Source organism: Mesorhizobium sp. M0772 (assembly GCF_040320135.1).
GTDB lineage: Bacteria > Pseudomonadota > Alphaproteobacteria > Rhizobiales > Rhizobiaceae > Mesorhizobium.
This window is the reverse complement of record NZ_JAMYPB010000017.1, coordinates 52337-75818: the sequence shown is the minus strand read 5'-3', so window position 1 is coordinate 75818 and position 23482 is coordinate 52337. Positions and strand designations below refer to the sequence as shown.

Annotated in this window: 20 protein-coding genes and 1 pseudogene; 10 read left to right on the top strand and 11 right to left on the bottom strand. The window is 64.2% G+C overall.

The window, feature by feature from the left end:
* Positions 1 to 169 precede the first annotated feature (169 nt).
* The 3 genes from NKI06_RS14160 (at position 170) to NKI06_RS14150 (ending at position 4279) form a co-directional block, all read left to right on the top strand.
* Positions 170 to 2011, top strand: coding sequence for a DEAD/DEAH box helicase (locus NKI06_RS14160; protein WP_352985848.1), 1842 nt, complete (start codon positions 170 to 172; stop codon positions 2009 to 2011).
* 323 nt (positions 2012 to 2334) lie between these two features.
* Positions 2335 to 3057, top strand: a complete 723-nt coding sequence (locus tag NKI06_RS14155; RefSeq protein WP_352985846.1) for a DUF805 domain-containing protein — start codon at positions 2335 to 2337, stop codon at positions 3055 to 3057.
* 79 nt (positions 3058 to 3136) lie between these two features.
* The gene (locus tag NKI06_RS14150) at positions 3137 to 4279 is read left to right on the top strand and encodes a Shedu immune nuclease family protein (RefSeq protein WP_352985844.1); all 1143 of its coding nucleotides are present in this window, start codon (positions 3137 to 3139) and stop codon (positions 4277 to 4279) included.
* A 23-nt stretch (positions 4280 to 4302) separates the two neighbouring features.
* Here NKI06_RS14150 and leuB read toward each other — a convergent pair whose 3' ends face one another.
* The 5 genes and pseudogenes from leuB to leuD all read right to left on the bottom strand — a co-directional run bounded on the left by leuB (position 4303) and on the right by leuD (position 8199).
* Positions 4303 to 5406 (bottom strand): 3-isopropylmalate dehydrogenase, encoded by a 1104-nt coding sequence (gene leuB, locus NKI06_RS14145; RefSeq protein ID WP_352985842.1) that lies wholly within the window; start codon positions 5404 to 5406, stop codon positions 4303 to 4305.
* A 148-nt stretch (positions 5407 to 5554) separates the two neighbouring features.
* The gene (locus NKI06_RS14140) at positions 5555 to 5905 is read right to left on the bottom strand and encodes a VOC family protein (protein WP_352985840.1); all 351 of its coding nucleotides are present in this window, start codon (positions 5903 to 5905) and stop codon (positions 5555 to 5557) included.
* Between the two features lie 12 nt (positions 5906 to 5917).
* Entirely contained in the window at positions 5918 to 6301 is a 384-nt protein-coding gene (locus tag NKI06_RS14135) for a RidA family protein (protein WP_023826853.1), read from the bottom strand.
* A 305-nt stretch (positions 6302 to 6606) separates the two neighbouring features.
* Positions 6607 to 7529, bottom strand: a pseudogene (locus NKI06_RS14130) (Ivy family c-type lysozyme inhibitor).
* Between the two features lie 64 nt (positions 7530 to 7593).
* Positions 7594 to 8199 carry a 3-isopropylmalate dehydratase small subunit gene (gene leuD, locus NKI06_RS14125; RefSeq protein ID WP_023730275.1) on the bottom strand — a complete coding sequence of 202 codons (606 nt, stop codon included), beginning with the start codon at positions 8197 to 8199 and terminating at the stop codon, positions 7594 to 7596.
* Positions 8200 to 8581: 382 nt separating this feature from the next.
* On the opposite strand from leuD, the gene NKI06_RS14120 reads away from it, so the two are divergent.
* Positions 8582 to 8782: a GNAT family N-acetyltransferase gene (locus NKI06_RS14120; RefSeq protein WP_352985838.1), complete on the top strand. Its 201-nt coding sequence runs from the start codon at positions 8582 to 8584 to the stop codon at positions 8780 to 8782.
* A 145-nt stretch (positions 8783 to 8927) separates the two neighbouring features.
* Positions 8928 to 9659, top strand: a complete 732-nt coding sequence (locus NKI06_RS14115) for a DUF72 domain-containing protein (protein ID WP_352985836.1) — start codon at positions 8928 to 8930, stop codon at positions 9657 to 9659.
* A gap of 208 nt (positions 9660 to 9867) precedes the next feature.
* On the opposite strand, the gene NKI06_RS14110 is transcribed toward NKI06_RS14115, so the two are convergent.
* The 4 genes from NKI06_RS14110 to NKI06_RS14095 are packed head-to-tail and all read right to left on the bottom strand — an operon-like array spanning position 9868 to position 14874.
* On the bottom strand, positions 9868 to 11034 hold the full coding sequence (locus tag NKI06_RS14110) for an NAD(P)/FAD-dependent oxidoreductase (RefSeq protein ID WP_352538697.1): 1167 nt from the start codon (positions 11032 to 11034) through the stop codon (positions 9868 to 9870).
* 30 nt (positions 11035 to 11064) lie between these two features.
* Positions 11065 to 12660, bottom strand: a complete 1596-nt coding sequence (locus NKI06_RS14105; protein ID WP_352985833.1) for a sensor histidine kinase — start codon at positions 12658 to 12660, stop codon at positions 11065 to 11067.
* The gene (locus tag NKI06_RS14100) at positions 12648 to 13343 is read right to left on the bottom strand and encodes a response regulator transcription factor (RefSeq protein ID WP_023671682.1); all 696 of its coding nucleotides are present in this window, start codon (positions 13341 to 13343) and stop codon (positions 12648 to 12650) included. Before NKI06_RS14100 ends, NKI06_RS14105 begins: the two co-directional genes overlap by 13 nt.
* A gap of 4 nt (positions 13344 to 13347) precedes the next feature.
* Positions 13348 to 14874, bottom strand: a complete 1527-nt coding sequence (locus tag NKI06_RS14095; protein WP_352985831.1) for a DUF4153 domain-containing protein — start codon at positions 14872 to 14874, stop codon at positions 13348 to 13350.
* Between the two features lie 432 nt (positions 14875 to 15306).
* On the opposite strand from NKI06_RS14095, the gene NKI06_RS14090 reads away from it, so the two are divergent.
* Positions 15307 to 16188 carry an HpcH/HpaI aldolase/citrate lyase family protein gene (locus NKI06_RS14090; protein ID WP_352839062.1) on the top strand — a complete coding sequence of 294 codons (882 nt, stop codon included), beginning with the start codon at positions 15307 to 15309 and terminating at the stop codon, positions 16186 to 16188.
* 39 nt (positions 16189 to 16227) lie between these two features.
* Positions 16228 to 16434 (top strand): DUF1737 domain-containing protein, encoded by a 207-nt coding sequence (locus tag NKI06_RS14085; RefSeq protein WP_023673921.1) that lies wholly within the window; start codon positions 16228 to 16230, stop codon positions 16432 to 16434.
* Positions 16435 to 16597: 163 nt separating this feature from the next.
* Here the strand turns inward: NKI06_RS14085 and NKI06_RS14080 are convergent, their stop codons facing one another.
* Complete coding sequence (locus NKI06_RS14080) at positions 16598 to 17020, bottom strand: metallopeptidase family protein (protein WP_023702572.1); 423 nt, start codon at positions 17018 to 17020, stop codon at positions 16598 to 16600.
* A 229-nt stretch (positions 17021 to 17249) separates the two neighbouring features.
* On the opposite strand from NKI06_RS14080, the gene NKI06_RS14075 reads away from it, so the two are divergent.
* The 3 genes from NKI06_RS14075 to NKI06_RS14065 are packed head-to-tail and all read left to right on the top strand — an operon-like array spanning position 17250 to position 22976.
* On the top strand, positions 17250 to 18287 hold the full coding sequence (locus tag NKI06_RS14075; protein ID WP_352985829.1) for an ImuA family protein: 1038 nt from the start codon (positions 17250 to 17252) through the stop codon (positions 18285 to 18287).
* A complete protein-coding gene (locus tag NKI06_RS14070; protein ID WP_023740131.1) occupies positions 18229 to 19707 on the top strand; it encodes a DUF6504 family protein in 1479 nt (492 codons plus the stop codon). The genes NKI06_RS14075 and NKI06_RS14070 overlap by 59 nt, the downstream gene beginning before the upstream one ends.
* Positions 19704 to 22976, top strand: a complete 3273-nt coding sequence (locus tag NKI06_RS14065) for an error-prone DNA polymerase (RefSeq protein ID WP_352985826.1) — start codon at positions 19704 to 19706, stop codon at positions 22974 to 22976. Before NKI06_RS14070 ends, NKI06_RS14065 begins: the two co-directional genes overlap by 4 nt.
* Positions 22977 to 23213: 237 nt before the next feature.
* On the opposite strand, the gene NKI06_RS14060 is transcribed toward NKI06_RS14065, so the two are convergent.
* Complete coding sequence (locus tag NKI06_RS14060) at positions 23214 to 23456, bottom strand: Trm112 family protein (protein WP_023687636.1); 243 nt, start codon at positions 23454 to 23456, stop codon at positions 23214 to 23216.
* Between the last annotated feature and the right edge of the window lie 26 nt (positions 23457 to 23482).

Below are 23482 nucleotides of genomic sequence, written 5' to 3'. Positions count from 1 at the left end.
CCGGCTTTTACGCGGTTTGCGTCAGGAGTCAATTGCGGCCAGGCACACGCCTGCCCTGTACAATAGCGGCCGCAAGAAGTACGAACGCCCAAATAGTGTTTGGCTGGCGTGCGTCAGCCCCGGCATGTGCTCCATGATGAGCCCAGACCCTGAATTCCGAAAGAGTGAGATGTCCAATTTCGAAGCTATTGTTCCTGCGCTGGCAGAAGCGCTGGAAAAACGCGGCTATACCGAGCTGACGCCAGTGCAGAAGGCCGTGCTGGAGCTCGGCGAGTCCGACGCTCTGGTGTCGGCGCAGACCGGCTCAGGCAAGACCGTCGCCTTCGGCCTCGCTTTGGCGCCGACCCTTCTTGGAAGCGCCGAGCGTTTTGACCAGGCTGGCGCACCGCTGGCGCTGGCCGTGGCGCCGACGCGCGAGCTCGCTCTGCAGGTGATGCGCGAATTGCAATGGCTCTACGCGCCGACCGGCGCCACCGTCGCGTCCTGCGTCGGCGGCATGGACATGCGCTCCGAACGGCGCGTGCTGGAGCGCGGCGCCCACATCGTCGTCGGCACGCCCGGCCGCCTGCGCGACCACATCACCCGCAACTCCCTCGACATGTCGGCGCTGAAAGCCGTGGTGCTGGACGAGGCCGACGAGATGCTCGACCTCGGCTTTCGCGAGGACCTCGAATTCATCCTCGATGCCGCACCGGCTCAGCGCCGCACGCTGATGTTTTCGGCCACCGTGCCGCGCTCGATCGCCACGCTGGCGCAAGGCTATCAGCGCGACGCCGTGCGCATTTCGGCCGGCGGCGAGGAAAAGCAGCATCTCGATATCGAATACCGGGCGCTGAATGTCGCCTATCCCGACCGCGAGAACGCCATCATCAACGTGCTGCGCTTTTACGAGGCGAAGAACGCGCTGGTGTTCTGCAACACCCGCGCCGCCGTCAATCATCTGACGGCACGCTTCAACAACCGCAATTTTTCCGTCGTCGCACTGTCGGGCGAGCTCAGCCAGAACGAACGCACCCACGCGCTGCAGGCGATGCGGGACGGCCGCGCCAAAGTCTGCATTGCCACGGACGTCGCAGCGCGCGGCATCGACCTGCCCAATCTCGAACTGGTCATCCACGCCGATCTGCCGACCAATCCCGAAACGCTGCTGCACCGCAGCGGCCGAACCGGCCGAGCCGGACGCAAGGGCGTCAGCGCGCTGATCGTGCCCAACGGCGCCCGCAAGCGCACCGAACGGCTGCTGCAGAATGCCGGGCTGAAGGCGACATGGGCGAGCCCGCCCTCCGCCGACGACGTGATCAAGCGCGACGACGAGCGCATCCTTGCCGATCCAGCCTTCGAAGAGCCGATTGCCGAGGACGAGCGCGGCTTCATCGACGCGCTTCTGGCCAGGCATGGCGCCGAACAGGTGGCCGCCGCCTTCGTGCGCCAATGCCGCGCCAGCCGCTCGGCGCCCGAGGAGCTTACGGATGTCGCACCGTTCACGCCTTCGCGTGACAAACCGGCGGGCGAAAAATTCGAGCGCCGCGATGAAGCGCCAGGCCGGCGCGACGATTTCGGCGACAGTGTCTGGTTCTCGCTGTCGATCGGGCGCAAGCAGAATGCCGAGCCGCGCTGGCTGATCCCGATGCTGTGCCGCACCGGCAACATCTCCAAGCGCGAGATCGGCTCCATCAAGATGCAGCAGGATGAGACCTACGTGCAGATCGCGGCCGACTGGGCCGATCGCTTCCTCGCCGCCATCGGCCCCGACAAGAAGCTGCAGGGCAACATCGTGGTGAAGCGGCTGGACGGCACGCCCGACCTGTCGCGCGCCGGCTACCAGGCGCCGAAGCCCGACAAGAAGCCGCATCGCGGCAAGCGCCCGTTCGAGGCGCCGCAAAGCGCACACAAGCCGAAATTCGAGAAGCGGGAACGGCCCGCCGGCGATGCAAAGCCTTGGGCCGGGAAACCGAAATTCGACAAGGCGGGACCGCCGAAGAACAAGAAGCCGAAGAAGCGGCCGGTTTGAGGCTCTTATCGGCCAATTACAAATGCAGGCGCTGCCCCTCATTGCCCTGCCGGGCATTTCTCCCCGTATAGTGACGGGAGAAAGGGCGGACCGCAGCCTTGGCGCTCTTCTTGCAGCGTTGGTGATTGGCGGAATCGTCGATAACAGCGACCCCTCTCCCCGTCACTATACGGGAGAGGATGCCGGCAGGCAGGTGAGGGGCAGCGCCAACGCACCGGAAAATAAAGCAACTCATGCCTGAACCGTTTGCCCTCCATTTCGTCCACCCCCTTGCAGTCCGCCGCAACTTTGAACAGTCTGTGCCTGCACGGGGGCGAGGCTAAATGCGCGGCGAAGTTCTTCACTATGACGAGGCCCAGGGTTTCGGCTTCATCACCGGGGCGGACGGCAACCGCTACACCTTCGCGCGCGAGGATCTGCGCCGTGATACCGTGATCGCGAACGGCGCAGTGGTCGAGTTTCTGCCGGCAAGCGGTCAGGCGCGCGACGTTTTTTCAATCCGCGCCCAGCCCGCCAGTCCCGCCACCGCTGCGCCAGCGGCAAGCGCCGCGCCGCCCAAGGCCGCTGCCGCTTCAGCCGCGCCACAGCATTTCGGCCGCCTGGCGGAAGACGGCGCGGTTCGCGATAGCGGACTGCCGGGTTATTTCTGGCGAGGCGTGACGCGCAACTACATCAACTTCGCCGAACGCGCCCGCCGCAAGGAATTTTGGGGCTACTGCCTGTTCTGGACCGTCAGCTTCATCCTGGTCGGAATTGCCGGCGCCCTCGCCGACCAGGCCGTCGGCAATTTCGATGCCGGCAACTGGCCGATTGTGATGATCGGCGTCTGGGGGCTGTTTTGGCTGGCGACGTTCCTGCCCTGGGTCGGGCTCGTCGTGCGCCGCTTGCACGACATCGGCCTGACCGGCTGGCTGGCAATACCTTACTTCGCAATCACCTTCATGTTCGCTCCGGCCACGCTGATCCTCGCCCTGATCCTCGGATTGATCCCGACTCAGGACCACGAAAACCAGTGGGGGCCGGTGCCGCAGGGGGTCAGGGTTTAGTCGCGACGGCATCAGTTAGGGGTGGAAACGCGGCACTTTGGTTTGCGCCGATCTCGCTGTGTGGGGAATGCTCCAGTTTATGTTACGTTTGAGCGAACAGCAGGCCGCCGGGGCGGACTTTCATGTCATCCGATGTCGAGTACTTAAAGAATTACATTCCCGAAACCCTCTACGTGCACCCAGGCCGAGAGGGGGCTTATGCAACGCTAGTATCCGAAGACGAAACGTTACTTGCCGAGGTCGAGGTGACACCCCGATCGCGGCTGGCAGTGTCGGTTTTCTATGTCAAGGACAAGAAGGATTTGGTACGTTCAAGCTAACGAAGCTGAAATTTCACAAGACCTACGGCTGGCAGGAAGACGGCAGCCTTCAGCTCAACAACTTCCAACTGTCGCACCTGAGGCAGTTTGTTTCTCTGCTGGCTGCGCTCGACCTAAGCGACGTGAAGAAGGTGCGCATCGGTCTCAGCAACATTCAGTTGGAGACCTTAAAAACACTTCTCGCGAGTTCGCGCGGTGATGAGCTTTTGAAAGGGCTGTCTAACGCACCAGAACTCCACGCTGATATCTATGCTGTGGCCGCTAAACGCGAGGCGCTGCGCGAGTTCGAAAACAATCTGAACAACCGTGTTTCCGAAGCCGATTGGCAGGGCTTTTTCGAACGCAATACATGGATATTCGGACACGGGCTTAATTACGTTTTCCTCGACAAAGTCGCCAAGAAGCTGGAGGCAACAACGACCGGCAGCGCATTCGACCATGCCGGAAAGCGCGCGGATGGACTGATGCACACTCGCGCCGAGGTAAGCCAGTACGTTCTGATCGAAATAAAACGGAACATGACCGAGCTTCTGCAGTCGGATTTCTACAGAGCCGGTTGTTGGGCGGTGTCCGACGAATTATCAAGCGCCGTAACCCAAGTACAGAAAACGACCTTTGAGTTCACACGCAACCGATTCCGCGACCGCCAGAAAGACGGCCAAGGTAACGATCAGAATGGCTATCTCTACGCGGTGGACCCGAAAAGCTACCTAATCGTCGGCAATTTATCGGAGATAGCGGGGAACGACGACAAGATCGCCTGCTTCGAGCTTTATCGACGCAACATCCGCGCGCCCGAGATCATCACCTTTGACGAGCTGTACCATCGGGCAAAGTGCATCGTAGAGAACATCAGCCACGAGACAACTGAACCCCCACCCAACAACGAGATCCCGTTTTAGGTGTGACCGGGGTAGACCGCCGATCAGCCAAGGAACTTGGCGATGATGGCATCGCCCATTGCGACAGTGCCGACTTCGGTCATGCCCTCGGACAAAATATCCTTCGTCCGCAGCCCGTCGTCGAGCACGGCGGCTATTGCGCCTTCGAGCTTGTCGGCCTCATCGACCATCCCGAACGAATATCGCATGCACATGGCAAACGACGCGATCATGGCGATCGGGTTGGCGATGCCCTGTCCCGCAATGTCGGGCGCCGAGCCATGCACCGGCTCGTACAGCGCCTTGCGCTTCTTGGTCTTCACATCGGGCGCGCCGAGCGAGGCCGACGGCAGCATGCCGATCGATCCGGTCAGCATGGCGGCGATGTCGGACAGCATGTCGCCAAACAGATTGTCGGTGACGATGACGTCGAACTGCTTTGGCCAGCGCACCAGCTGCATGCCGCCGGCATCGGCGAGCATGTGGTCGAGTTTGACGTCGGCATATCTGGCTGTGTGGGTCTGGGTGACGACCTCGTTCCACAGCACCCCGGATTTCATGACGTTGCGTTTTTCCATCGATGTCACGTGGTTCTTGCGCGTGCGCGCCAGCTCGAAGGCGACGCCTGAAATCCGCTCGATCTCGAACGTGTCGTAGACCTGCGTGTCGATGCCGCGCTTCTGGCCGTTGCCGAGATCGATGATCTGCTTCGGCTCGCCGAAATAGACGCCGCCGGTAAGCTCGCGCACGATCAATATGTCGAGGCCCTCGACGACTTCCTGCTTCAGCGAGGACGACGCGGCCAGCGCCGGATAGCAGATGGCGGGGCGCAGATTTGCGAACAGCTCCATGTCCTTGCGCAGCCGTAGCAACCCGGCCTCGGGACGCACCTCGTAAGGCACCTTGTCCCATTTCGGCCCGCCAACGGCGCCGAACAGAACCGCATCCGCAGCCATCGCCTTTGCCATGTCGGCGTCGGAAATCGCCGCGCCATGCGCGTCGTAGGCACAGCCGCCGACCAAGCCTTCATCAGTGGCAAAACCGCTGCCGAGCCTTGCGTTCATGGCCGCGATCAGCTTCTTCACCTCGGCCATCGCCTCGGGGCCGATGCCGTCGCCGGCGAGCAGGAGAAGATTTTTCGAAGCCATGGAGAACCGTCCGATGCTGTTTGGAGAAACCGCGGCCTTGCTAAACGCCAAGAGCTTGCGGCGCAAGGGGATGAAGAACGCTACGACGGCGCCCGCGTCTCAAGACCTGGGTTCCTCGCCGTGGCCAGAGGCGGGGGAGAGGAACAAATCACTTGTGCGACAAAATATTCACCAACCGGCCGAACGGATCGCGCACATAAAACCGCCGTACGCCCCAGGGTTCGTCGGCCGGACCATACTCGACGGCAAAGCCGGCGGCCTTCATGCATTGCAGCGCCGCATCGACATCGTCGACGTCGATCGACAGGTCCGGCACCGGCGTGCCGGAGCCGCCCTGGGCCATGAAGCTGATCTGCACCTGCATTCGTTCGTCGGACCCGTAGGTGACGATCCAGCCCTGATCCATCAGCACATCGAGGCCAAGCACGTCCTGATAGAAGCGTTTCGCCGCTGCCGCGTCTGGTGTCCCGATATTGGCCACGATGCGCCGGACCGTCATGGCTTTGCCTCCTCAAGCCGTACGCCGCAGCGCCGTGACTTCGATCTCGATCTTCATTTCCGGCTTGTTGAGCTGGCACACGATCATCGTCGCCGCCGGCCTGATCTCGCCGAAAGCCTCGCCGAGGATGGGGAAGACGACGTCCGCGATGGCCTGGTCGGTGATGTAGTAATGCGCCCGCACCACATCGGCCATGTCGAAGCCGCCATCCCTCAGCGCCTCGGCGATGGTCGCCAGGCAATTGCGCGTCTGCGCCTCCACCGTTTCCGGCATGGTCATCGTCGCATAGTCGTAGCCGGTCGTTCCCGACACGAAGCACCAGTCGCCCTGCACCACCGCGCGCGAATAGCCGGCGGTTTTTTCGAAGGGCGAACCGGTGGAGATGAGTGTGCGCATGGAGCCTCGCTGTGGTTTCGGACACTTTGCAGGAAAAGGGCCGGCCAGACCATGGGCCAAGTCAGGTGCAAATCTTGGTCGTCGGCGGGACAGCACCCCCTCTGGCCTGCCGGCCATCTCCCCCTCAAGGGGGGAGATTAGCAGTTCGGACGCCTTTCTCGCTTTCCACATTTGCGATTGGCGAAAGCCAGAGTGACGTCTGATCTCCCCTTGAGCGGGAGATGCCCGGCAGGGCAGAGGGGGGGTGTGACGGATCGCGACGGAACAAGCATGAACACCGAGTGTTCGCCGCGCTGCCGCGAACCCTAGTTCCCCGACTCCTGCGCCTTGTCCATTGCTTCCTTCACATCCGCAGGCCAGGTCTTCACGTCAGGCCACGCCTGCGGTTCGCCATTGTCGCCGCGCCGGGCGAAGTAGAGCGTGTGCTTGGCCGGGTCGACCGCCATGAAACCGTCATTGCTGCCGCATGCGTGCGGCACGCAGCCGGTGGCGTAGAAGGCGCCCGACGCCGTCTTTTCGGTGCCGCCGCCGACCAGCAGGCTGGTCGCCATGTCGGGCATGGTGTCGCCGAGCAGCGTCTGCGCCGCTTTGTAGACGGCTTCATTGTGGAAGGCGTCGATGATGTTCTGGTACTTGGCCGGATCGACGTCCTTCCAGTCGGTGCCGGGCTCCGGCGCGTAGGTCAGGTCGCCCGAGATCGTCAGCCCTTCGCTGGGCGACCATTGCAGCGCCTGCTGGGTATCGCCCGGCAACAGATAAGGCACGAAATAGATGGCATTGTCGGCGACCGCCGCCGGCGGCGCGCCGCATTCGTCCTGTTCGACCGTGATGCTCTTTATCTCGCCGCCTTCCGTTTCCAGACGATGACCTTGGCCGGGCCGCACTGGTTGCCGCCGTCGCCGACATCGACCAGCGCCACGTTGACGCCGCCGACCTTGACTGTTCTGTCGAAGAACACGTCGTAATTGCTGGCCAGCTGCTTGCCGTCATAGGCCAGCACCTTTTCGCCATCCTGCTCTGGCTCGGTAATGGTCAGCTGCCCGCCCTCGAACGGGACCGACCCCTGGCTGTCATCGTCCGCCAGGGCCGCATTGCTCGACGCGCCCGGATCGGCGGCGGACGGATCTTCTGCCGGCACGAGTATCTTGTCGGTCTGTGCTTGCGCGCCGGCCACCGGCATCAGCATCCACGCCAGCGCGCAGGCGCCGGCAAGAAGAAAACGTGTCATGACTGTCCCCTCCGTTCAGCCGCCACGAACCCGGCTTTGTGGCGGCCGGGCCATCTCGTACCACTCAGGCCCAAGGACGCTCGGCAGCGTTCTTCTTCTCGAACGAGGCGATGGCGCCGGCCTTCTCCATGGTCAGGCCGATATCATCGAGACCGTTCAGCAGGCAGTGGCGCTTGAAGTCGTCGAGGTCGAAGGTGACCACGCCGCCGTCGGGGCCGCGGATTTCCTTGGCCTCGAGGTCGACCGACACCGTCGCATTGGAGCCGCGCGAGGCGTCGTCCATCAGCTTCTCCAGGTCTTCGGCGCTGACGGTGATCGGCAGGATGCCGTTCTTGAAGCAGTTGTTGTAGAAAATGTCGGCGAACGAGGTCGAGATGACGCAGCGAATGCCGAAATCGAGCAGCGCCCACGGCGCGTGTTCGCGGCTCGAACCGCAGCCGAAATTGTCGCCGGCGACCAGGATCTGCGCCTTGCGGTAGGCTGGCTTGTTGAGCACGAAGTCGGGGTTTTCCGAGCCATCGTCCTTGTAGCGCATTTCGGCGAACAGGCCGCTGCCGAGCCCGGTGCGCTTGATCGTCTTGAGATAATCCTTGGGGATGATCATGTCGGTGTCGACATTGACGATCGGCATCGGTGCGGCGACGCCGGTGAGCTTGGTGAATTTTTCCATGGCTTTTGCCCGTTCTTGATCGATAATTCGTTGCGTCAGGGTTTGCTGCGCCCGGTTTACACAAAGCCGCCGGCAAATAAAAGGCAACTGTTGGTGCGCGGCCCGATCGAAAGATCGGCGCGGCACTGTCTTTAAAACCGGCTGCCGTTGGTGCACCTTGCGCCCATGACCGCACAATCGAAGATTATCTATGCCAGGGAGCCTGAGCTCGACGTCGCCGAGTTCCGCCGCGTGCTGGTCGAATCCACGCTCGGCGAAACACGCCCCGTCGATGACGACGCCCGGCTGCAGGCGATGCTTTCGGGCGCGAACCTAGGCGCGGCTCGACATCGAAGGCAGGCCGCTGATCGGCGTTATCAGGGCCATCACCGATTTTTCCTGGGTGTGCTACGTCTCAGAGCTCGCCGTGTCGCAATCGGCGCAAGGCGTCGGCATCGGCAAGGGCCTGATGGACGAGGCCCGCCGGCAGCTTGGGCCTTCGGTCGCCATCAGCCTGATCTCGATGCCCGACGCCGTCGGCTTCTACGAGCGTATCGGCATGAAGCGCATGGCCGACGCGTTCTGGTTCTCCCGCGAGGGCTGACGCCGCATCGGGCGCAATTGCCGACCGGGTTGGGCAGTCAAGGCGGGCAAGGTTATCGGGCAATGCGGAACGGTGTTCAGGACCCTGCTGAGCAACGCCTCCTTGCCGCCCTTGACCCGCGCTTCATCCGGTCCACATCCCCAGCATGGGAAATCGCCGATCTCTCATAGGCACCGCCGGCTGGGGAATTCCGTCTCGATACAAGGCTGAGTTTCCGCAGTCCGGTTCGCATCTCGAACGTTACGGAAAACGCTTTCCGGTCGTCGAGATCGACACCTCGTTCTACAAGCCGCACCGCCGCGAGACCTATGAGCGCTGGGCTCACGCCGTGCCGGAGCACTTCCGCTTCGCGGTCAAGGCACCGAAGAGCATGACCCATGAGCATCGCCTCGCCGATTGCGAGGGGCTGACAGAGGACTTTCTCGGGCAGGTCGAAGGTCTCGGCGAAAAGCTGAGCGTGCTTTTGGTGCAGCTGCCGCCGAGCTTGCCCTTCGAGCCGGAGGTCGCCGGCGGTTTCTTCGACATGTTGGGCAAGCGTATCCGGGCAAGGCTGGCATGCGAGCCGCGCCATCCCACCTGGTTCAGTGCCGAGACGGACGCACTGCTGGCCGGTCACCAGGTCGCCCGGGTCGCCGCCGACCCGGCTTCGGTTCCGGAGGCAGCAGGGCCGGGTGGCTGGCCCGGCCTTGCCTATTTCCGCTGGCACGGCGCGCCGCGCATCTACTATTCGGGTTACGATACCGAAACGCTCGACCGGTTTGCGCGGCAAGTGGAAGCAACGGCCGCTTCCGGTGCCGAGGTCTGGGGGATTTTCGACAACACGGCCGCCGGGCGTGCACTGGGGAACGCGATGGCTGTCAGTGCGATGGTTGCTTAGACGCTCGCGGGACAGCACCCCCTCTGGCCTGCCGGCCATCTCCCCCGCAAGGGGGGAGATCAGATGCCGCGACCGCTTTCGCCAATCGCCGACGTTGCAAGAATGGCGCCTTCGCCGAAGCTGCCAATCTCCCCCCTTGCGGGGGAGATGCCCGGCAGGGCAGAGGGGGTGGGCGGGAACTCGACAGAGCGATCCTATTCCGCCCGCCTCAAATCACGTTCAATTCCCGAAACGCCCGCCCTTCGACCACCCGTTCGTACCCAAACGCCGAGCAATCCACCGTCCGATACCCGCCATGCACCAACAGCTCCGCCAGCGCCTTGCCGACGGCCGGCGCCTGCTGCAGCCCATGCCCTGAAAACCCATTCGCGAAGATGAAATTGCCGACCTCTGGATGCGGGCCGACCACGGCGTTCTGGTCGAGCGTGTTGTAGTCGTAATGGCCTGCCCAGGCGCGGGTCGGCTTGATCGCCTCGAAGGCGGGGATGCGGGTTGCCAGCACGGGCCAGATCACCTCTTCGAACAGCGGCCAGTCGACGTCGAAATCCCGGGGGTCGGCGGGGCCATCGCCCTCCTCCGGCTCGGCGCCGCCGGTGAGATAGACCGAGCCTTCAGGCCGGACATAGATGCCGGATGGGTCGACCAGCAGCGGCATGTCGGCGTATTTTTCCCGCGCCTCGAAGACGAAAACGTTGCGCTTGCGCGGCTCGACGGGCAGCACGAGTCCCGCCATGCCGGCCACCCTGCCGGCATTCGGCCCGGCGGCATTGACGACGATGCCGGCTTGCAGTCTTTCGCCATTGTCGAGGTCCACGCCGGTGACGCGGTTGCCCTGCCTCTCGATGCCGGTGACGTCGGCGGCGATGAAATCGATTTGTCTGTCGCGCAGCGCCTTGCGGAACAGCGTCAGCATGGCATGAGCGTCGAACCAGCCCTCGCCGCTGCGGCCGAAGGCGCCGGCGCTGATGCCTTCGGTCGACAGCCATGAAAAGCGCTTTGCCAGTTGGTCGGCGTCCTCGAGCAGAATGTCGGCGCCCTCGGCGACCTGCGCCTCGTGGTTGGCTTTCAGGATCGGCAACCCGGCCTCGCCGGCCAGGATGAGATAGCCGCCTTCGCGAAAACCGATATCGGCATCGGTGCCGAAGGTCTCCTTCAGCCGCCGGAACAGGTTTAGCGTGAACTGCGACAGCCGGATATTTTCCGGAATCGAGAATTGCTGACGGATCGAGGCCATGGACAGCGTCGTTGCCGCATGGGCGAATTGCGGGTCGCGTTCGATCAGCGCTATGGAGCCGGAAAAGCCTTCCTCGCGCAGATAATAGGCGACCGAGGAGCCGACGATGGCTCCGCCGATGATGACGGTGTCGTAGCGCACTTTGTTCTCCGATCCGGCCGCCGGCATCCTTCACGCCGCCGGCACAATGATCTCGAAGCGCGTGCCGCGCCCGGAGTCAACCAGCGCGATCGTGCCATCATGCGCTTTCAGGAGGGCCAGCACTATGCCGAGGCCCATGCCGGTGCCGCCGGACTCGCGCCGCGTGGTGAAGAACGGCTCGAAAATGCGTGCCCTGTTGCTCGGCGAGATGCCGGCGCCGTCGTCGCTGACCGCAATGGTCACCTTGCCTTCGGCGCTGGCAGCCGCCAGCAAAACCTGGGTCGCGCCGTGCCTGGCGGAATTGTCGATCAGGTTGGCAAGCACGATCGCCGCATTCTCGGCCGAGATGCGCAGACCGGTTTCGCCGCCCGTCTCGATGGTCACAGCCAGCCTGCCGTCCACCGGCAGCAATGCCAGCGCCGCATCGAGCGACGTGCTTTCGCCGCTCGGCGCCAGGTTTTCCGCGCGCGCCAGATCGAGCAGGCGCCGTACCAGCAGATTGAGCCTTCCGGCATCGTTGACGATGTTGCCGGAAAACCGCTTGCGCTCTGCCGCGTCCATCGCCTCGCCGGAGTCGCGCAAGAGTTCGGCCGCGCCCTGGATCGCCGTCAGCGGCGATTTGAGCTCGTGCGAGACATGGGTGGCAAAGGTCTGGATCGAGTCGGAGCGCGCCTGCAGCTTTTCGGCCATGTCGAGAAAGGCCGCGGACAGCTCGGCCATTTCGCGCGTGCCGTGATGGTCGAGCGGCCGGATGGCGTCGCGGTCGCCGGCGGCGATGCGCCTCGTGCGCTCCATCAGCGCGTAGATCGGCCGGCTGACGGTGCGCAGGAACACCAGCGCGATCAGCAGCGTGCCGAACAGCATGGCGATGGCCGCCAGCGTCACCTTGCCGCGTTCGCCATAGAGATGCTTGACGATGTTGTTCGGCGTTCGAGACAGATAGATCACGCCGGCGACGTGGCCGTCGACCGCGATTGGCATGGCGACGAAGACGCGGACCTTGGTGCCCCGGCTGACCGAATAGAGCGGCGGCGGCGGCTGGTCGGGAATTCGTTGCCTGAGCGCGCTGGCATAGTGGCCGGTAAGGGCGGTGCGCACCTCTTCGACATTGGCCAGCGATAGTCCGACCTCATCGCGCCCGGCAATGACGACGCCATGTGGGTCGAGCAGCCGGAAGCCGGCCAAGGTGGTTTTCTGCGTGGTGTCGAGAATGCCGGACAGCCGCGCGCCGATCGCCGCAAAGGCCGGATCGGTGGCGGCAACAATGCCGGCGGGCCGGGTCGGCAGCAAATAGTCGGAGGCGAGATCGAGTGTCGGCTCGATCGGCTGGTAAGGCGTGTCGTCGCCGCGGCTGGCATCGCCGCTGTCAGCCTGCATCGGCACCCCAAGCTTCTCCGGGGCAATGCCGGCGTCACTGATATTCTGTGCATAGATGGCGGCGATGACGGCGCCTTGCGCGATCAGCTCGCCCTCGGTCTGGCGGATCAGCTGGTTTTCATAAAGCCGGAAGAAGAACAGGCCGACCAGCGGCAGCGCCAGCACCATGATGAGGATGGCGAGAACCACCGTGGCCAGCCTTGGCCGCCATTTGGTGCCGATCCATTTGGCGTCGCTCAGGCGCCGCATCGGCCGAGCCGGAAACCGACGCCATGCACGGTTTCGATGGCGTCGAGACAGCCCGCCGCCGCCAGCTTGGCGCGGATGTTGCGGATGTGGCTATCGACGGTACGGTCGGCGACGTGGATGTTGGCGGCATAGGCGCTGGCGACCACCAGGTCGCGGCCCAGCACATGCGCCGGCCGCGCCAGAAATCCCCTGAGGATCGAGAACTCGATCGCCGTCAGCGCCAGCGCCTTGCCGTCGAAACTGGCGCCGTGGCTGGCCGGCACCAGGCTGAGCTTGCCATGCGCAAAGTTCTTGTCACCGGCGGGGTCCGGGGCCACCGGGCGGGCGCGGCGCAGGATAACGTTGACGCGCGCCACCAGCTCGCGCGGGCTGAACGGTTTCGTCACATAGTCGTCGCCGCCCATTTCGAGCCCGAGGATGCGATCGATTTCTTCGTCGCGCGCGGACAGGAACAGAACCGGCACGTCGGAGCGTTGCCTCAGCCGCCGGCAGACTTCCAGCCCGTCCATCTCCGGCATGCCGATGTCGAGCACGACGAGATCGGGCACGCGGCGCTCGATCGCCTGCAGGGCCGCGGCGCCGTCGGACACGGCTTGCGTCTTCATGCCGGCCTTCTCCAGCGCAAAGCAGATGATCTCGCGAATGTGCGGATCGTCGTCGGCGACCAGGATCTGATGCGGCATGGATCTAACGGTCCGGCACTGAACGTTGCAAGGGCTGGGTAGGTGGAGGAAGCACGAGCGGACCTCTCTTGTCGAGAACCTGCACGAGCCTCCAGCCGCGAAAGCTCCAGGCGCGCCACTGCCTCTGCTCGGCGATAGTGTCGTCGATCATCATTTGATCGGCCAGATAGGTGGTTTGGTTTCCGAATTGGTGCATGTAGAGGCGGTCCAGCGCCGGCATGGCGGCAGCGCCAAGCGAGCGCAGATATTCGGTATCGATAGGCGTGCCGTCGCCGGTCATTTCAAGGGAATGGTCGACATTGAAATTGGCGATCGTTGCGGCGAAGTTGATGAAGCAGCAGGCATAAAGCGTCGCCGATAGCGTCGCAAGATTGGCGGACAACAGCCATTCGTTGGATCTTCCGAGCGCGATGCGGGCAATGATCAGCGCAAGCCCTGATGCCACCAACCCCATCCAGACGAAAGCCGCGATGCGCCAGTAGGTCAGCGCATAGACCCCGATATAGAGGTCGAGCCGCAGGATGGAGGAGATGACCAGCACGATGTTCTGCGCCACCCAGGCATAGACCAGCCGGCGGATCAGCGGATCGCTTGACGTTTCGCTGCCCGGCCGCAGCGCCGCCAGCACGAAGCCGGCGGCCAGCAGCGCGGTGGCGATCAGCGGATAGGCGCCGCGATGCGCATAGGCGGCATAGCTCAAGCCGTCGGGAAGGGCGACCCCGCCCCAGAGATAGGCGGCGTCGAGCCCGGTCTGCAGCGCAAACAGGCCGTTGAAGACGATCAGCGCGCGCAGGATCGCGGCCTTGCCGAAGACGACGTCCTCGATCGTAGTGGCGGGTTTGGTCGCAGCCGGTGCGGCCACGGCTGCAGGCGGCGCCAAAGGTGGAAGGCGGCGCAGCAAGCGCGGCAGGCGAGGCCGCAGGAAAGCCCAGACGCCGGCGAGCACGAACAGCCAGAAGACGATCCGCGCCAGCTGGATGAGATCGAGCAGCTTCATCAGGTCGATCAGCGACAGCCAGTATTCGATGACCGGATTTGCGGCGCCGAACGAGAACAGGAACACCGCGCCCAGCGTCACCGGCATCACCCAGACGATGATGGACGCCAGGCGGATGCGGCGGCCGCCAAGCCGGCGCACCGTGCGGCGCCATTGGAAAAAGTCACGGATAAGGCGCAGCGGCGCCGCCACCAGGAACAGCGCGACCTGGCCGGCAATGCGGGCGATGCCGTGCCGTAGCCGCCCGGACAGGGACAGCGCAAACACCACCAGCGCCACGACAGCTATCGCCACCGACAGCGGGCTGACGTTCTCGGCTAGCGGCAGCAGCGCGACGAACAAAGCGGCCGGCTTGAGCCAGGGTCGGGTGGAATTCAGCGCGGCAGGATGCACAGCGACCACCGCGCCGACGATCAGGATGGCAAACAGCAGCACCGTGATCCCGGCGGGCTGGCCGTAAAAGAAAAAATCCGCCAGCGCCACGAGCAGGACGGCGATGCCGAAGCGGCTGGAAAAGCTTGCAAACGATGTCATGCGCGGATTTTCCTGATGGGCTGGGTCCGCTCGGCCGGTGGGCGGATAAAAGGGAGCAGGCTCGCTTCCAGGTAAGGGCGGGCCTCCGTCCGGGGCGGATCCACCAACCACCAGCTTTCGCTGCGCAGGCGATAGGGCAAGGACCAACGGTTTCGCTGTTGCATGCCGCTGTTGTGGTGGCTGCGCATGGATACGGCAGGGCGCAGCGGAGGAGGTTTTCCGCAGAGATGTGCAGTTCTCGTGCAGGACCTGCGCTTCCAGCCGAGGCGCTGCCCGCCATCTTTCCGGACGTTGGCGCTGTCCCAGCCAGGCTCCTTTCCTCTCCCTCCGCGGGCAGGCAAGGGGCAGCGCAAGCTTTCGCGGTTGGCTCGATATCAGGAACCGGTCGCCCGCACTCTTGCCTCACCCGCCCCCACGCGGCATAGATCGGCCATGACAAGCGAACCTTACCGCCCGCGCCGCTCAGTGCTTTACGTCCCCGCCTCCAACGACAAGGCGCTGGCCAAGATCGCAACGCTTGCCTGCGATGCCGTGATCATCGACCTCGAAGACGCCGTCGCGCCCTCAGACAAGATCGCCGCGCGGGACAGATTGGCCGGCATTTTCGCCAGCCGACCGAAACGCCGCTGCGAAATGATCGTGCGCGTCAACGCGCTGTCCAGCGAATGGGGCAACGATGACCTGCTGGCCGCGGCGAAATTCGTTCCCGACGGCATCCTGTTGTCCAAGGTCGCCACGCCTCGTGACATCCTCGAAGTCGGCGACGTGCTCGACGATAATTTTGCCCCCGACAGCGTCAAGCTCTGGGCGATGATCGAGACGCCCAAGGCCATTCTCAACATCGGCGCCATTGCCGAACTCGGCCGCGACCCGGCCTCGCGCCTAGTTTGTTTCGTTGCCGGAACGAACGATCTGGTCAAGGAAACCGGCATTCTGGCGACGCCCGACCGCCGCTATCTTGTGCCCTGGCTGATGCAGATGGTGCTGGCGGCGCGGGCCGGCAGCATCGACATGCTCGACGGCGTCTCCAACGATTTTCGCGACCTCGACGCGTTTGCGCGCGAATGCACGGAAGCCGCTGCCATGGGGTTCGATGGCAAGACGCTGATCCACCCCGCCCAGATCGAAACCACCAACCGCGCCTTTGCGCCCGCGCCCGAAGCTCTCGCCGAGGCGCGCGCGGTGAAGGATGCCTTCGCCTTGCCAGAAAATGCCGGCAAGGGCGTGATTGCTCTGAACGGCAGGATGGTCGAGCGGCTGCATCTGGCGCAGGCCGAGAAATTGCTGGCGAAGGCCGCCGCCATCGGCGCATGATCCGCCCCGAAAAGACGAACTCACGACAGGATCTGACCCATGAGACTTTACCGCTTTTTGTCCGCCCCCGACGATTCAACCTTCTGCCACAAGGTGACCGCGGCGCTGAACAAGGGCTGGCACCTGTACGGCTCGCCGACCTACGCCTACGACAAGAAGACCAAATCGATGCGCTGCGGCCAGGCGGTGGTGAAGGATATCGACGGCCAGGAATACGGGCCGGATACCAAGCTGAGCGACTGGTAGGCTTTGCCAGGCACGGACGCAGGCTGTGTCGAGATTCAGGTCACGCCGAGCCGAGAACAGTGGTTTCCGAGAACCGGAGCGGAGCGTACTTAAAGTACGCGAGCACCGGAAGCGCAGGAAGCTGCCGTTCGCAGGCCGGCTTCACCTGAATATCGGCGCAGCCTCACTCCGCCGCCTCTTCGATTTTCTCCATATCATCATCCGACAGGCCGAAATGGTGGCCGATCTCGTGGATCAGCACGTGGGTGACGATGTCGCCCAGCGTCTCTTCGTTCTCGGCCCAGTAGTCGAGGATGGCGCGGCGGTAGAGGGTGATGCGGTTCGGGCCTTCGCCGGTCTGCGGGTTCCAGCGCTCGGCGATGCCGCGGCCCTCGAACAGGCCGAGCAGGTCGAACGGCGTCTCCAGCGACAGATCGTCCATGATCTCGTCGGTCGGGAATTCGGCGATCATGATGACGATCTCGCCGGTCAGCTTGCGGAAATCGTCGGGCAGATGCGCGTACGCCTCCAGCGCCAGAAACTCCATCTCCTCGATCGAGGGCGAGAGTTCATCGTGCCAGGTGCGGGTCTTGTAGATGCGGGCCATGCTTTGTCCTTTGATCCCGGCATATAGGCTTTCCCTCCGGACTCGGCAAATGGACGGGTACCTGGCCGATGACTGTTTCTTTGCGCCGAATGACTGCGACCAAAGTCCAAGGTTGGCCTCGCCACCTTTGATCAAGGAATAAATTCCTTCTGACTCCGCTTGACTCTTTCGGCACCCTCTGGAATCTATAGGAACATAACAGGAACAATTATGAGAGAAATTGACCGTCATGGCGACATCAGCCGTGGCGCGGGAGACTGTTTTTGCCCTGCGCCGCCAGATCGCGAAGATCGAGGGAACGCTGCCCGAGCGCCTGGCCGTGCCGGCCGGCGAGCGACCTCGTGCGCGTGCTGAGGGCTGTCTCCACGCCGCGCCTGAACCCGATTCCGATGTTACCATCATCCGGCGCGGGCTTGCCGCAGCTTTGCCGGATGCTTTCCTGGCCACCGGCATCGAACGCCTCGATGCGGCCCTCAGCGGCGGCCTTCCGAAAGCTGCCTTGAGCGAAATCCATGGCCTTGAGACCCGCAATGCCGGGGCCGTCGCAGGCTTTGTGCTGTCGCTTGTCAGCCTGATCCTCAAGGGCCAGCCCTTGCCCGTGCTGTGGATCGGCACGTCGGAGATTTTTCGCGAGGCCGGCTTTCCCTATGCCAGGGGATTGCAGGGCATGTTCGGTATCGCACCGGAGCAGTTGCTGTTTTCCGAGGCGCCGAAACTCACCGATGCGCTGTGGGTAGCCGAGGAGGCCGCCAAGATGACGGCGCTCGCCGCAATCATCCTCGAAATCCGTGGCAGCCCGCAGCGGCTCGACCTCACCGCGACGCGCCGGCTGCACGCGCGCGCCCAAAACGCCGGCCGGCCGGTATTCCTGCTGCGCCAGGCCGGCGAAGCCGAGCCGACCGCCGCCCCGGTGCGCCTCATCGTGTCGGTTGCACCAGCGACATCGCGCCGGACGATCGCCGGGCCGCTTGCCGGGTCGATCGGCCACCCTGCCTTCACCGTCAGCATCGGCAAGAGCCGCACCGCTCTGCCTGGACAATTCACACTGGAGTGGAACCCCGATGAACACGCATTCGAAGAAAGAAAGCCCCGCGAAAAACGGCCAGAGAATTCTGTCGCTGTGGTTCCCGCATCTGGCGGCCGAACGGATCCTGCGCCAGCGCCTGGGACGGTCGTGGCGTTCCCGGCCTTCGGATCATTTCCCGCTCGTGATCAGCCATCGCGACCGCAACGCCCAGCGCATATCGGCCCTCGACGAGCGGGCTGAGGCGCTGCATCTGAAGCCTGGCATGGGCATTGCCGACGCCCGTGCCATGCATCCCTCGATCGACATTGTCGAGGCCGATCCGGAGGCCGACCGCCGGCTGCTCGAAGGCCTCGCCGACTGGTGCGACCGCTATACGCCGCTGGTGGCGCTTGACGGCGTCGACGGGCTTTATCTCGACGTCACCGGCTGTACCCACCTGTTCGGCGGCGAGCGCGCCATGCTGGACGACATCCTTGCGCGGTTTTTCCAGCAGGGTTTCGATGTCCGCGCCGGGTTGGCCGCGACGCCGGGTGCAGCCTGGGCGGCAGCGCGCTTTTGCGGCGACCGCATCGTTGTCTCCGGCGAGGAGGAAGCGCTGCTCGCCCCCTTGCCGCTGGCCGCACTGCGCATCGAGGCCGATATCCGCGCCAGCCTGGAAAGCGTCGGTCTGCGCACCGCCGGCGCGGTCATGGCAGCGCCGCGAGCGCCGCTCGCCCGCCGTTTCGGCGCGACCTTGCTGTTGCGTCTTGACCAGGCGCTCGGCCGCCTCGACGAGGCGGTATCGCCGCGCCTGCCGGTGGCCTCGCTTTCGGTCGAACGCCACCTGGCCGAGCCGGTCGTGCTGACCGCCGAGATCGAACGGCTGGTGCTCTTGCTGGCGGTGACGCTGAAGGCCGATCTCGAACGCCGCGGCGAGGGCGCAAGGATGCTGGCGCTGCTGTTGTTTCGCGTCGACGGCGCCGTCAGCCGCATCGCTGTCGGCACCTCGCGTCCGCTGCGCGAACCGAAGCTGATCCAGCGCCTGTTCCATGAGCGGCTGGCCGCGCTCGAACAGGACATCGATGCCGGCTACGGCTTCGACCTGGTTCGGCTTTCGGTGCTGGCGGCCGCCGGCTTCGACATGCAGCAGGCCGATTTGACCGGCGAGGCCGAGGATGACGGCGCCGACATGGCACTCTTTGCCGACCGCATCCGCGCCAGGCTCGGCGACAGTGCGGTGCTGAAACCGGTCGCCCTCGAGAGCCATCTGCCGGAGCGCGCCATCGCCACCATCCCGTTCTCGGAAGCGCCACAACGCAAAACACCGCTCAGGAAGCCGGGCTCGAAAGACGCGCCGCGCGCAACCATCTTCCCGCCGGAACGGCCGATCCGGCTGTTCCGTTCGCCCGAGCCGATCGAGGTGCCGGCCACCGAAATGCCTGAGGGTCCGCCGATGAATTTCCGCTGGCGCCGCGCGCTCTACCGGGTCGCGCGCGCCGAGGGGCCGGAACGCATCGCGCCGGAATGGTGGCGTGAAACGTCAAGCGATCCGCTCACATCGACGCGTGACTATTTCCGGATCGAGGATGCCGACGGCCGCCGCTACTGGCTCTACCGGCAAGGCCTCTATGGCAACCCGCAGGTGCCGCCGCGCTGGTTCATGCATGGGGTCTTCGCATGAACGCGCTGACCGTCATCCCCTATGCGGAATTCGGCATCCAGTCGAACTTCTCCTTCCTGCGCGGCGCCTCCAAGCCGGAGGAGCTGGTGGTGGCGGCCAAATTCCTCGGCTTTTCCTCGATCGGACTGGCAGACCGCAACACGGTGGCCGGCGTCGTGCGCGCCTGGCAGCAGGCCAAGGTCGAGAAGCTCGCCTATCACCCCGGTTGCCGCCTGGTGTTCGGCGACGGCACGCCGGACATTCTCGCCTATCCGCAGAACCGCAAGGGCTGGGGCCATCTCTGCCGCATGCTGACGCAAGCCAATTTGCGCGATGAAAACGAGAAGGGCGCGACCCTTCTCCAGCGCAGCGACCTGCTCGAATGGGGCGACCTGCTGTCGCTGGCGGTGCTGCCGGATCTCTCGGCGAATGCCGACGATCCCCTGGCATTGGTCCGTCAACTGAAAGACCGTTTCGGCGCTAATTTGCGGCTAGGCATGGCGCCGGATTATCGCGGCAATGACCGTTTCCGCATCGAGCAGGCGGCGGGCATGGCGGACATCGTCGGCGTGCCGCTGATGGCGACCAACGACGTGCTTTATCACAGCGCCGAGCGCCGCTCGCTGCAAGATGTGCTCACCGCCATCCGCCTCAATTTGCCGGTCGCCGAGGTCGGGGTGGAGCTGACGGCCAACGCCGAGCGCCATCTGAAGCCGCCGCTGGAAATGGCCCGTCTCTTCCGCCCCCATCCACGGGCGCTGGCCGAGACGCTGCGCTTTGCCGGCGAACTGACCTTCTCGCTCAGCGACCTCCAGTACAATTATCCCGACGAGCCGACGCAATCAGGGCTTGGGCCGCAGGCCGAGCTAGAGCGTCTGGCCAGGGAGGGGGCCGCCACGCGCTATCCGGCGGGCGTCCCCGCTTCCGTCTTGCAGCGCATCAGTGAGGAGCTCGCTCTGATCGAGCGTCTGAATTATGCGCGCTATTTCCTGACCGTTTACGACATCGTCCAGTTCGCCCGCAATGAGGGCATTCTGTGCCAGGGCAGAGGCTCGGCCGCCAACTCGATCGTCTGCTACTGCATCGGCATCACCGAGGTCGGCCCCGAGCGCATCGACACGTTGTTCGAGCGCTTCATTTCCGAGGAACGCAACGAGCCGCCCGACATCGACGTCGACTTCGAGCATGAGCGGCGTGAGGAGGTGATCCAGTACATCTACTCCAAATACAGCGCCAAGCGCACCGCGCTGGCGGCCGCCGTCATCAGCTATCGCGGCCGCTCGGCGCTGCGCGAGGTGGCCAAGGCCATGGGCCTGTCGGACGATGTCCGCATTGCGCTCTCCAGTTCGATCTGGGGCTGGTCGACCTCGGAGCTCGGCGAGAAGGAGGCGCATGCCGGCGGCCTTGACCGCAACGAGACCTCGACCCGTCACGTGATCGCCCACGCCAACGAGATCATGGGCTTTCCCCGGCATCTGTCGCAGCATGTCGGCGGCTTCGTCATTACCCGCGACCGGCTCGACGAGATCGTCCCCATCGTCAAGACGGCGATGGAGGCGCGCAAGATGGTCGAGTGGGATAAGGACGATCTCGACGCGGTGAAGATCCTGAAGGTGGATATTCTAGCGCTTGGCATGCTGACCTGCCTGAAGCGCGCCTTCACCTTGCTCACCGACCATTATCCGAAGGCCCGGGATGATTACGGCCGACCCTATGTGCTGGCCACCCTGCCGCCGGAAGAGAACGACGTGTACGACATGATCTGCCGCGCCGACACGCTCGGCGTCTTCCAGATCGAATCGCGCGCGCAGATGTCGATGCTGCCGCGTCTACGCCCGCGCGAATTCTACGACCTGGTCATCGAGGTGGCGATCGTGCGGCCCGGTCCGATCCAGGGTGATATGGTGCATCCCTATCTGCGCCGCCGGCAGAAAAAGGAAATGCCTGAGTACCCCAAGCCGGAACTGGAAGAAATCCTGGGCAAGACGCTGGGCGTGCCGTTGTTCCAGGAACAGGCGATGAAGATCGCCATCGTCGCCGGCGGCTTCAGGCCGGGCGAGGCGGACGAACTACGCCGTGCCATGGCCACCTTCAAGCGCACCGGCACCATCGGCAATTACCGCCAGCGCATGATCGACGGCATGGTCGGCAAGGGATACACCAAGGACTTCGCCGAGCGCTGCTTCAAGCAGATCGAAGGCTTCGGCGAATACGGCTTTCCCGAAAGCCACGCCGCCTCCTTCGCTTTGCTCGTCTATGCCTCCTGCTGGTTCAAGACCTTTTATCCCGACGTGTTCTGCGCCGCGATCCTGAATTCGCAGCCGATGGGGTTTTACCAGCCGGCCCAGCTGGTGCGCGACGCGCGCGACCATGGCGTCGATATCCGCGACGTCGACGTCAATTTTTCCGACTGGGACTGCACCCTGGAGAAAGCCCAATTCGATCCGGGCCGCATCCTGGGGCGCCATGCCGAAATGCGCGGTGTCATCAAGACAAGGTACGCCGTCCGGCTTGGCTTCCGTCAGATCAAGGGCTTGGCCGAGAAGCGTATGGAAGCTTTCACGGCGCGGCGCGGCGCCGGCTATACAAGCGTCAGGGATGTCTGGCTGCGCTCGGGCCTCGATGTCGGCGAAATCGAAAGACTGGCGCAGGCTGACGCCTTCCGCTCGCTCGGCCTCGACCGTCGTGAAGCCTTGTGGGCGGTGCGCGCGCTGGATGGCAAGAGCGCCGCCGAACGGCTGCCGCTGTTCGACCAGCCGGCGATCCGGCTGCGCGAACTCGAGCCCGAGACAAAACTGCCGACAATGCCGCTCGGCGAGCACGTCATCCACGACTACCGCGCGCTCGGCCTGTCGCTGAAGGCGCATCCGGTCGCCTTCCTGCGCGAGCGGCTCGACCGCGCCGGCGTCATTCCCAATGCCAATCTCGGCTCGGTGCGCGACGGCAGGCGGGTCTCGGTCGCCGGCCTGGTGCTGGTGCGGCAGCGGCCCGGCAAGGGCAATGCGATCTTCCTGACGCTGGAAGACGACAAGGCCGTCGCCAACGTCATTTTCTGGGAGCGGACCTTTACCCGTTTCCGGCCCATCGTCATGGGCGCGCGCTTCGTCAAGGTCACCGGCAAGCTGCAGTCGGAATCCGACGTCATCCACATCGTCGCCGAAAAGATCGAGGATTTGACACCGTGGCTGACGGTGCTGCTGGAAGAGATGACGCCGGCTGCCCGGCCCGACATTGCCACCCTCTCGGACAAAGCTGAAAGGGTCATGCCCAAGGGGCGGAATTTTCAGTAGGCGCAGCTTATTCGTCGAATGCGAAGCGACGATGATCCTTCGCGCCCTGCTCTGCCCTGCCGGGCATCTCCCCACACTTGGGGGAGATCGGCGGCTTCGCCATCCAGCCAATTTTTCAACAATAAAGACTGGCGAAGCGGGAGCGACAAGCAATCTCCCTCCTTGTGGGGGAGATGTCCGGCAGGACTTCAGGGCGCTGTCCCGCCAGCCTTCAGCAAACTTCAGCGACGCTCTGATTCAGCCCGGCCCACCCAATCGCGGCGGCGACAGCACGTCTTCCGCCGAAATCGTCCGCGCCTCCGAGGGCAGCATGATCGGGATGCCGTCGCGCACGGGATAAGCGAGCTTGGCGATCCGCGAGATCAACTCGCCGCGCACCGGGTCCCAGGCCAGCGGCCCCTTGGTCAGCGGGCAGGCCAGCAGCTCCAGCAATTTTGGATCGACATTGACCGACTTGCCGTCACGCCCATCCGCAGCCATTGGATCCCCCTTCAGCCATCGGCTCA